Origin of the sequence: Methanospirillum hungatei, from assembly GCF_020216685.1 — an archaeon.
GTDB lineage: Archaea > Halobacteriota > Methanomicrobia > Methanomicrobiales > Methanospirillaceae > Methanospirillum > Methanospirillum hungatei_B.
The window spans coordinates 1-11,018 of sequence record NZ_JAIWNS010000180.1 but is presented as its reverse complement, the minus strand read 5'-3'; the positions used below and the strand labels follow the sequence as shown (position 1 = coordinate 11,018).

Here is an 11,018-nt window from a genome sequence, read left to right as displayed (position 1 = left end):
CCTATACCTAACCCGTTTGTTGGAGGGACCATGTTAGCTGAAAAAGTAGATAAATGGATTGCAGCATATAAGGCTGAAGGTAAAGCGGAAGGGAGAATTGAAGGGATGGCATTAATTCTGGAGCGGATGAAAAAAGCAGGGATGTCAGTTGCCGAGATAGCAAAGATTACCGGGATGCCGGAGGAAGAGATCAGATCTCTGATATAAGTCTATTATCAGCTGACAAAACCCTCAATAATACCATACCATTTCTCAATTTTTTTCCTATCCTCATCTCCTGATTTCACCGAAATGACATACAAGCAGAGAGTAAGTTCCCAATAAATACCTTGAAACCTTCAGAAAATGAGGCCCGGACGCCCATATTAACTTCAAGTATAGTATAACAAAATTGCAATTTAACTGAGATCATACTATACAACCATATCAGATGCACTGTAATAGGAGCCCATGCAGGCTCTCTTAAAACTTGGGATCAGGGCAATTCTCCATGACTGGAATTACTGGTACAAGGATTTTCCAAAGGTTAAACCCCGGCCTGAATATCAGGAGAAGATGCAGCGGCTGCGAAGGTCTGATGAGATCATTGTGCTGACCGGCATGAGGAGAAGTGGAAAATCAACACTCCTCAAACAGGAGATGGAGAATCTTGCCAGAGACCATGACAAGATCCAGCTTCTGTACATCAATTTTGAGGACCCGCGATTCCCACCAGCGATGGATTCTTCAATACTTGACCAGATTCTTGCAACATACCGGGAGAATATCAATCCGGATAAGGAAGTGTTTCTGTTCCTTGATGAAGTGCAGAATGTCCAATCCTGGGAAAAGTGGGTTGTAACGACCTATGAATTGCAAAAGGCCAGAATATATCTGACCGGATCATCACCCGCACTCCTTTCCGGTGAGATTGCCTCATCCATCAGTGGGCGATATCTCAATATTGACGTGTATCCATTAACATTTTGGGAGTTTCTGCTCTTTCACGACATATCATGCATCAGTATCAATGGGTATACCACAAACCGAACGATGATTAACCGTTTGTTTACCGGATACCTGACCTGGGGTGGTTTTCCCAAGGTAACAATGCTTGAAGAAGACCTGAAAAAGGAAGAGTTATTGTCATATTTTCATACGATATTACTCAGAGATATCATGGGGAGATATAAACTGCGTAATTATGATATCCTGCTCACATTCGTTGAATATCTTCTCACGAATGATACAAAGCAGAATAATATCCACAGCATCAGCAAGGCTCTAGCAATAAGTTATGAAACAACACATGACTACATTGATTATCTGAAACAGGTGTATTTCTTCTTTGAAGTCAGAAATTTTCATTATTCTCTAAAGAAACAACTGGTGTCGGATATTAAATTTTATACCCTTGATACCGGATTTGTATATTCAGTTTCTTTTTCGGAGAAAATTGGAAGATTGTATGAGAATGTCGTATGTAATGCACTCATCAGAGAAGGGAGAGAGATTTTTTTCTTTCGTGATGCTACTCATGAATGTGATTTTATTGTGTAGGAGGGGACCAGAGTCACGAACGCAATTCAGGTCTGCTATCACCTGACCGAACAGAACCTGACAGGGGAGATAGGAGGCCTGGTTTCTGCATGTAAAGCTTTTAACCTGGTTATCGGGTATATCATCACTGAGCAGACAGATCGGATCATAAAGGAAGATGAGGTTGAGATCCGGATAGTCCCGATTGTTGAGTATGTACTTGGGTTTGTGAGTCAGGATAGGGCAGTATTAGAGGGGGGGGGTGAGAATTGTCTATAATATTTAGTTTTTTTATCCTTAAGGCCTTTTAATACTAAAATTTTATTATTTCGTATACCTATGTAATGCGTTCGAAATATTATTTCATTATACCAAAGTAATGAAACCATGAATGTTCAGTGGAGATTTTCTTTAAAGAGCGTATCTCATTAATTCATAATTAATACCTGTAATAACTCCTTCATTTTGTCAAATGAAGGTTTTTCAAAGTTCCAATACCCTTCTTTAGCGGCAAGACCAATATATAAGGTACATTCTTTTCTTGACGCTAAGAATACACGGGTTTTCGCTTTCGAAAGGTTTTTTGGAGGGATTAACTCTGAGGTTAAATAAAACTTTGATAAACAATTGAAAAAAGATTCAACGCATGGCATAGCACAATCATCAGATACAGAATCAAGACAGATATCTTCCAGCATCCCTTTTCCATCAACACTAATTATGAGAACCTGAACAGAAATCACTTGGTTCACATTTATTTTTCCTATTTTGGGTTCAATTTGGCATTCAGGAACAGGAAATCCTATTTTAGTAAGAATTTTTTGGATCTGTTGAAAAGAGCGATTCTGATCATTATCTGCATCCTGAATAATTGCTATTCTTTTGATTTGGTCGCTATTTACTAAATCAGGTACAATCTCTAAAAGTTTTGGCAATTTATCTTTACTATCTGTAGATATGATCTGAATGTCATTCAATCCATCCCACTCATATGATGACTTCTTTAAGAATTGAAAAAATGCCTTAAAAAACTCTACCTCATCTTTCCCTTCAACAATCAACAGGTATGGATGCGTAATTTCTATCCTTTCAAAAATATTTGGGCTATCTCCCCCCATTATCGGACCTCAAGATTCAGATCAAATATTGTTTCTAATTTTGCCATATCAAATGATTTTATCCGAATGTCTTCTCCTGCCCTCTCAATTCTTTGAACATGAAATATCTGATCATGAAAGGTGGAAAAAGCTGCAAATGCATTTTTTATACATTCCAGACTATGAGTAGATGCGAAAATCTGAACATTATACCTTTTCGCACAGGTGCCGATTACCGTCCAGATCTTTTCCTGAACTGAATGATGTATTCCATTTTCAATCTCATCGATTATTACGGCTCCATTTTGTGCATTCATTATCCGGATAAGGAGATCAAACAAACGGACAGTACCATCTCCCATCAAAGATAAGGGAATGAGCCTTGCAGCACCAATATCACCTAAAATAATTGGTTCATCCGCAATTATCCCAATACTTAGTCTTTTCAGACGTGGTTCTATATACTGTATTGCTTTCACAATCTCATCAGTTCTTCCGGTTGCATCTAGAGAGGTAAACAATTCTGCCCTTTCTTTAGAGTCAAAAATTCCCCGGGAGTGTAGATAATATGCTATTGTTTTTGATATTCCGATTCTGTTCACTCTCAAGCCCTGGTTTGTCAGCAGTAATTGATATGGTTCTTTTTCATCACTACTTGTAACGTTTAATACATGAACAAATCCGGAGTCTTTAATTTTTAATATCCTTTCAGATTCAGAATAGGTATCCCTGATATCATTCATATCTAATGAGGTATTGAGAGAGATATGGAGATACAAAGTATCGTGTTCGTCCTGACAGGTAATCGTGATAGGGTTAGTTATATCAAAATTATAGAAAATTGAATTCCAGGGACTCTCCATCACAGAACCTGAACCAATTTTAACAGATCCAAGACCCCGTGATGCATTTATATGCATAGCAAGTCCGGGGTTTTGTCTGCCGAAAAACAAAAATAATGCTTCGAGGAAAGCTGTTTTTCCAACGTTATTTTTCCCAACAACCAAATTTATCAGTGAAAGGTTATTACAATGAACATTTTGGAACCCCCGAAAATTTTTAACCGTGATGCTTTTGAGCATATTGACCCCTTATAGAGTAGGTTCAGATTACATAATTTATTTCCTATGAAATGAGGCTTTCAGGATAATATCTCTCTCTCCCCGATGTAATCAAGATAATGAGGTTTAAAAAACTCATACTCACGTGAAATCTCCAAAGCCAGATCATAGAGTTCATCTTCGTCGGCCACATAGAGAACCTTTCCCTTAAAGACCTCTACCTGAACAAATAACGGTAGATGCTCAAAGATGTGAATGTCAAATATATCCGGAACCCTTCCAAGGATATGCATTCTCATTCGTTCAGCCTCAAGGTCGGGAAGGTCGGTTGAAATGGCAATATCAATATCGGAATGAATGTCATTTCTTCCTTCTGTTACAGACCCATAGAGGATAATAAACCGGATGTTTTCAAATACGGGAGTTGCACGTATTATCTCCATGCAGGAGTGAATCATATCAGGTATCGGTTGGACAGGCATAGATATTTCCAATAGAAAGCAGTGTTGCCTTATCTATATGGTATGTGTAATCCTTTGTGCTTTTCGTGTGTCGCCGGTCATGGTACCCAAATAGAAAACAGGCATAAACCAACCTCAACCACAGAACCGATGATGATACCATTGTAATAGGTGATAAACAAAAAAATTACTATCATCCATTCAGGCTCACATAGTTCACGATATCTGGTATTTACTTTTCTATTAACTCTTTTACTATCGATACAAAAGATTTCGAAGAATTAAGTATGGCTTCTGCCTCATCTCTGTTCATAACTTTTTCCGATCCATAATCAGCCTCCTCTCTCAGGTGTTCCCCTCGGCTGAGAATACGACCAAATTCTTTCTCAACTATGCCGGTCTGGATGAACTCCAAACCAAAAGCTGAGAGAAGCCCTGTATGCGTTTTTACCTCAATATTTTTAGAGAGAAGAGCAGCCTTTGTAGCTGCAAACATGGCATAATATGCTCTGCTTACGGTTCCACTATAAAAATTTTCCGTCAAAAAGAAGTTGAGCCTCGTTCAACCGTTCTTCTGCGAGGCAAATCTGAAAAGCGATCTCACAATTTTCAGGCAATTCGCACTCCATCATGAATGACATTCTGAAGAAAGGAAAAAGAACAGTATTCATCAAATTGCCTTCTTGAACGATATTTCGGGGAGATATCTACTCCGGTCTCCATGAATATATCAAAGCTCATTCCAATAATATCAAGCTCTACTTCAGAGCTATCTTCAGTTCCAATGATCAGGAGATCAACATCTGAGTTTTCATTATTTTCAGAACGTGCAACTGATCCATACAGAATAACTTCCTCTATACGGTCTTCATATTTTTTTTGTATCAGAGTGAGATACCGTTCAATGCCATCTTTTATCCGGCTATTATTGAGAGGAATCTCCTGAATGCTCTTCACATACACTAATTAATTTTAAAAGGAGAAATAGGTATTGTCAGTCCTGAAATGGACCGAAATTTATATTTTAAACTTCGTCATCTCCCGTGAGATACTCTCGGCAATCCCGCTCACATTAGCAACAACCCTTCCGATCTGTTCAATCGAAGCCGACGCCTCTTCGGTTGCAGCAGCTGCATCCTGAGCCTCCCTGGCCGTACCCTGAATCAGGACCGACACCTCATTCACACTTGCTGTTATCTCCTCAACCGATGCAGCCTGCTCTTCGGAAGATGACGCCATATCCATCGCATTCCGGGTGATATCCTCAATAGATTCAGCGATCTTCGTAAATGCACCGACCGTCTCTTCGAGAGCACGGTTCCCGTCTTCAACCGCAGTACTGGCAGTGATTATCGCATTATTAGCCTTATTTGCCTTCGCCTGGAGATTTGCGATCATATCGGCGATATTCTCAGCAGAACCACGGGAGTCCTGGGCAAGGGATTTTACTTCCGCTGCAACAACCGCAAACCCCCGGCCTGCTTCTCCGGCCCGTGCAGCCTCAATCGCAGCATTGAGGGCAAGAAGATTGGTCTGGTTTGAGATGTCGGTAATGAGCCTGACAATCTTTCCAATCTCCTCCATCTGTTTGTTGATCTCCTTGACGATCTGATCAACCTCTCCGGTAGAGAGCCGGATACCATTCATGGCTGATTCTGACTTCTTTGCAAGGTCTATACCTTCTTTTGAGAACTGATTTGCCTCCGTTGCAGATCCTGATACCTTTTCGGCCCGTTGTGAGACCTCACCGACGGTGATCGTCAGATCCTCCATGGCTTTTAAGACCTGGGTTATTCCGTCATCTCCCTTCTCGGCATTGGCACTGACACTCCCGGTATTTCTGGCAATCTGCTGGGCCCCGGCGGATATCTCCTGAACACTTGCGGTGGCCTCTTCAGCATTCGAAGCTAGTTCCAGGATCTGTTTATTAATTGCCCCGATGGCATCGCAGATCTGAATACCGATGTTGTCAAGAGCGGCCTTAAACCCGACCCAGTCTCCGGCCACCTTCAGGGATGGATCAAATCGTGCGGTAAAGTCTGCTTGTGCATACTCATTCGCGATACGAATCGCTTCCTGGACCGGGGTGACGACAGATTCCAGTGTTTCGTTAATCCCGCTCAGAACCTCTGCAAAATCTCCTTGTACCTGGGTGATATCTGCACGGGTTTTCAGGTCTCCCTGGATTGCCCCGTTCGCAAGACCATTTGCCTGAACGACCAGATTCTTCACGGAGTCACGTGCACGGTGAAGATTGCCGGTCAGATCAACGATCTTCTTTCTGACATCATCGGTATACTGATCTGATTCAGGGATTCGGACATCAAAATCGGTCTTTCCATTTGCAAACATACCAAGGCAGTATGAGATGTTCCGAACCGATTCATCAAGATATTTCTCAACCTTGGTCATCGCGGTCACATCACCGACTACCTCTACATGGCCGACCTTATCACCACGGGCATCATACACATACGCACAATCGACATTATAATATCCGCCATCCTGCTCAAATTTTGTATTCGTAAATCCTTTTTTCAGCCGTTTAATGCCGCAGTTGTCTGAGTTACAGATATTGGCACCCCATTCATTGCACTGATGGCCCAGGAGGTCTTTTCGAGATCGTTTCAGCATCGTTTCAACGGCTTTATTGACAAAGGTCCACCGTGAATCAAGGTCGGTGACGGTAATGCCCATCGGGACGGCGTCAAGGATGGATTCGTAGTAGGCTATCTGGTTCAGTTGTTCGGTGAGATCCTGAACGGTCTCTACAAACCCGACCTGCTCCCCTTTTGCATTCATGACCGGTTTGGTGACCTGTTTGCCATTCATCCCCTGCCATTCAAAATAGCTTTCAGTCACTCCTTTCGTCCTGAGCTGGTGAATACCACAGTTCTCAGTCTTGCAGATCGTTGCATTGGCTGTATGACAGGGAAGCCCATACGCTGATTTCCGGTCTTTGATCACTTTATTTTTCAGAAGCACATCTTCAAATGCCTTATTCATGTACGTCCAGTTCATATCCATATCGGTGACATGAATCGGGAACTGCACTGCATCAAGAATGGATTCATACCATGCGACTTTATCGGCAATCGTTTCAACCGTCGTATTGATTCCTTTAATTATCTTCTGGTATTCCCCTTCATGCCTGCTCACATCAGCCCGGACATTGAAGTTCCCCTGCGATGCTGCATCGACAAGCATGGTTGTATCACGGGTCAATGCCAGAAGGTTTTCAAATGCCTTAATAAAACCAGGAACGACACGATCCTGTTCTGAACGCCTTCCAATCTGCCGATACTCTTCTAATTCGGAGAGATCTCCGTGACTTATCTTTTCAATTGATCCGGCGATGTGATTCACCCGGTCACGGACTGCATTGATACTCGATGCAAGGGAGACAAAATCTCCCTGATATGCAGACTCATCCATCCCTTTCGTATGATCATTTATCGCCATTCGTTCCAGAACGGCCCCTGCATCCCGAAGCGGGGTGATCACGGCATCCAGAGTATTATTTATCCCTAAAACGATCTTCTGGTACTCTCCCTTATGCCTCGTAAAATCTGCTCTGGTATCAAGACGACCTTTTACTGCTGCTCCTGAAAGCATACCTGCATCAATAATCAGCTGCTGTATCGCATCGATGCAATTATTCAGATTATTCTTAATCTCGTTAAAATCCCCATTATACTCTTCAGTTATCCGGGGAGGGAGGTCTCCTTTTGATATCCGGTCCACATACTCTGCAGCTACATTCAAGGGTCCGATGATGCTGTCCAGTGTCCCGTTGATTCCTTCCATGAGACGTCTGAGTTCGCCTGAATACCGTGCCGGGTCAACCCGTGCATCCAGATCTCCAGCCTGAGACTTCTCAGTGAGCGTAATGATATCCCTGATTGCAGCCTTTTCCGCTGTTTTATCGATATAATACGCTAATATCGAGAGCAGATTTCCCTCTTCATCAAAGAATGGCGTATAATAATACTGAAGATGCTTTGTCCCGCTGGCAACCACCGCGTCCAGATCCCCGTGCACAGTGCTTCTTGACTCAATACCTTCAGCAAGCGATCTGCCAACCCGGTTCCTGACATCAAAGTCTGAAATCTTCATCTTCTGGGTCTCTTCAAATGACTTGTCGGTCAGGTCAGCAAATGCATGGTTTGCATAGATGATGGAGAGATCAGGGCGAAACTCAATGATCGGCGTCGGCGCATTGGCGATAATAAACTCTGACTTCTTTCGGAGAGCGACCATATCAGAGATATCAACAATTGTCGCCATAAGACAGGTCTTTCCTTCATACTCAATGACCTGGAGAGTGACCTTGCAGGGAAATATGGACCCATCTAACCGTGTATGTTCCCATTCAAAGTTGACAACTTCACCGGAAAATGCACGCTGGATATATTGGCCAGCTCCTTCATTTGAATCGGTTCCGTCACTCTGATGTGTCGGTGAGAGAACCGATGGAGGTTTGCCGATGATATCTTCACTGCTCTGTGCACGAAACATTGCATATGTAGCCGCATTGCAATCAATGTAGACCCCGTCGGGCCCAATAATCTGAATTGAAGAGGATATTGCATCCAGTATATTCTGAAGTGATGCGATGTCTGAACTTCTAGTTTTTCCATTCATGATTATTCCCATCCTGACCGATATCTGAAAATAGAAATTTATGAGAGATATAGATATCGGTTCAGAATCACATAAACGCGTATTGTAATATGAAAAAGCCCGATGAACAGAAGTGATATCCAATGTACATCATTCGTCATATGATTGAACATTTGAAATGGACAATAGTATCCAATGGGAATGGATAATTAAATGAGTACGCCAGTAGTAGTACTATTCATGATACTCAGGGACGACATTACAAAGATAGTCAAATCCCAGAGAAATTCAATAATCAATCGGAATCAAGGAATTATTCGCCACGACATTATAAAAATACACCCCCATCAGAATTTTGCGATTATCATTTCAGGTATCAGACGATGTGGAAAGAGCACACTTCTTTTGCAGATGATGAAAACGGAGGAGAATTTTTATTACCTGAATTTTGAAGATCCGCGGATTATCGATTTTTCCATTCAGGACTATGAAGTATTAGAGGAGGTATTTCATCAGGAGTATGGTCCCCATGATCTGTATTTTTTTGACGAAATCCAAAACCTGTCCGGGTGGGAATACTATATCCGACATCTTCTGGATTCTGAAAAAAAAGTCATCATCACCGGATCTAATGCTTCCCTATTAAGTCGTGAACTTGGAACCAAACTTACCGGCAGGAACTTACGACTGGAATTATTCCCATTTTCATATCAGGAGTTTCTCGAATATACAAATAAAGAAGATTCTGATACCTCATTCCATGACTACCTCTTCACAGGAGGCTTCCCGGAGTATATCCGTGTGGGCCTGGAAGAAGTATTACAAAACCTGCTCCTGGATATTATTGCACGGGACATAATCTATCGTAACAATATTAAAAATCCTGCACTCATTACTGAAATTGCCGTGTACCTGCTTGGAAATATCGCCAGGGAGATGACACTATCACAATTACAAAAGACATTTTCTGTGATAGGATCGGTCACCACCGTTGCCTCCTATATCTCTCATCTTGAAGATGCTTACATCCTCTTTACTCTGCCACGTTTCAGTTATTCTCATAAGAGCAGACAGATCAATCCGAAAAAGGTATATGCTGTCGATAACGGTCTGATATGTGCAAATACCACAGGATTTTCAGATGATTTAGGAAGGCTTTTAGAGAACCTGGTTTTTATCATGTTACGGAAAAAATACAGGGAGTTATTCTACTTCAGGGAAAAACACGAATGCGATTTTATCGTGAAGGAAAAGACCAAAGTCACCAAAGCGATACAGGTCTGTTATGAGGTAACCAGCAGGAATAAAGACCGGGAGATACGGGGTCTTCTTGAAGCGATGGGTATGTTTGATCTGAATGAGGGATATATCCTCACCGGGAGACAGGAGGATATACTCACCGTCGATGGGAGAACAATTATCTTGATGCCTGCTCGCTCCTTTTCAGGGTAACCTTTTTATTCCAATATATAATAGTCATTATCAGACATACCAGATACCAGGCCCATGCAGCAGGATACACTATTATGATTCAGGTTCTCTATGTGGATGATGAACATGATCTTCTGACCATCGGAAAGATGTTTCTCGAGAAGAAATACGACTTTTCTGTATCTACCTCTCCATCCGCCCAGAATGCCCTGGACCTGCTCACCGAACAATCGTTTGATGCTATCATCTCTGATTATGAAATGCCCCGGATGAACGGGCTTGAATTCCTTCGAACGATCCGGCAATCAGGAAACTCCATCCCTTTTATCATCTTTACCGGCAGAGGACGGGAAGATGTGGTTATTGAGGCCCTGAACAGTGGGGCGGATTTTTATCTGCAGAAGGGAGGTGACCCGTCTGCACAATTTGCAGAACTTGCAGAAAAAGTAAAATATGCGGTTGCACGAAGGAAAAGCGAAGAAGCCCTTCGGGAGAGTGAAGACCGATACAGAAATGTCGTTGAAGTTCAGTCTGAATTCATCTGCCGGTTCCTCCCCGATGGAACGATCAGTTTTGTGAATGATGCATATTTGCGGTATTTCGGTCTTGATAAAGATATCATTGGGAAAAAATTCAGACCACATATCCACCCCGAGGACCGGGAAGCGGTACACAGAGTATATGCCTTATTATCCCCGGATAACCCATCAGGATGGGTTGAACAACGGATTATTATGCCTGATGGCCGGATATTATGGCAGCAATGGAACACCAGGGCAATATTTGATCAATCCGGAACTCTCACAGAGTATCAGTCGGTCGGGAGA

9 protein-coding genes and 1 pseudogene are annotated in these 11,018 nt (G+C 42.2%); 4 read left to right on the top strand and 6 right to left on the bottom strand.

The features are described from left to right. Nucleotides 1-207, top strand: a pseudogene (locus tag LDL35_RS11250) (transposase); the annotation flags it as partial. A 243-nt stretch (nucleotides 208-450) separates the two neighbouring features. Next, nucleotides 451-1,539 carry an ATP-binding protein gene (locus tag LDL35_RS11245; protein ID WP_304022465.1) on the top strand — a complete coding sequence of 363 codons (1,089 nt, stop codon included), beginning with the start codon at nucleotides 451-453 and terminating at the stop codon, nucleotides 1,537-1,539. A gap of 407 nt (nucleotides 1,540-1,946) precedes the next feature. Here the strand turns inward: LDL35_RS11245 and LDL35_RS11240 are convergent, their stop codons facing one another. The 6 genes from LDL35_RS11240 to LDL35_RS11215 all read right to left on the bottom strand — a co-directional run bounded on the left by LDL35_RS11240 (nucleotide 1,947) and on the right by LDL35_RS11215 (nucleotide 8,781). After that, nucleotides 1,947-2,636 (bottom strand): DUF3226 domain-containing protein, encoded by a 690-nt coding sequence (locus tag LDL35_RS11240; protein ID WP_304022462.1) that lies wholly within the window; start codon nucleotides 2,634-2,636, stop codon nucleotides 1,947-1,949. Further along, complete coding sequence (locus LDL35_RS11235; protein WP_304022461.1) at nucleotides 2,636-3,697, bottom strand: ATP/GTP-binding protein; 1,062 nt, start codon at nucleotides 3,695-3,697, stop codon at nucleotides 2,636-2,638. The genes LDL35_RS11240 and LDL35_RS11235 overlap by 1 nt, the downstream gene beginning before the upstream one ends. Nucleotides 3,698-3,756: 59 nt before the next feature. Next, nucleotides 3,757-4,119 (bottom strand): nucleotidyltransferase domain-containing protein, encoded by a 363-nt coding sequence (locus tag LDL35_RS11230; protein WP_304022459.1) that lies wholly within the window; start codon nucleotides 4,117-4,119, stop codon nucleotides 3,757-3,759. 250 nt (nucleotides 4,120-4,369) lie between these two features. Then, nucleotides 4,370-4,681 (bottom strand): HEPN domain-containing protein, encoded by a 312-nt coding sequence (locus LDL35_RS11225; RefSeq protein ID WP_304022457.1) that lies wholly within the window; start codon nucleotides 4,679-4,681, stop codon nucleotides 4,370-4,372. A gap of 65 nt (nucleotides 4,682-4,746) precedes the next feature. Beyond that, entirely contained in the window at nucleotides 4,747-5,094 is a 348-nt protein-coding gene (locus LDL35_RS11220; RefSeq protein WP_304022455.1) for a nucleotidyltransferase domain-containing protein, read from the bottom strand. A 60-nt stretch (nucleotides 5,095-5,154) separates the two neighbouring features. Continuing rightward, entirely contained in the window at nucleotides 5,155-8,781 is a 3,627-nt protein-coding gene (locus LDL35_RS11215) for a methyl-accepting chemotaxis protein (RefSeq protein WP_304022453.1), read from the bottom strand. Between the two features lie 192 nt (nucleotides 8,782-8,973). On the opposite strand from LDL35_RS11215, the gene LDL35_RS11210 reads away from it, so the two are divergent. Together LDL35_RS11210 and LDL35_RS11205 are read left to right on the top strand one after the other, a co-directional pair. After that, nucleotides 8,974-10,212: an ATP-binding protein gene (locus tag LDL35_RS11210; protein ID WP_304022451.1), complete on the top strand. Its 1,239-nt coding sequence runs from the start codon at nucleotides 8,974-8,976 to the stop codon at nucleotides 10,210-10,212. A gap of 74 nt (nucleotides 10,213-10,286) precedes the next feature. After that, nucleotides 10,287-11,018: response regulator (locus LDL35_RS11205; protein ID WP_304022449.1), on the top strand; the 732-nt coding region annotated here is incomplete at its 3' end.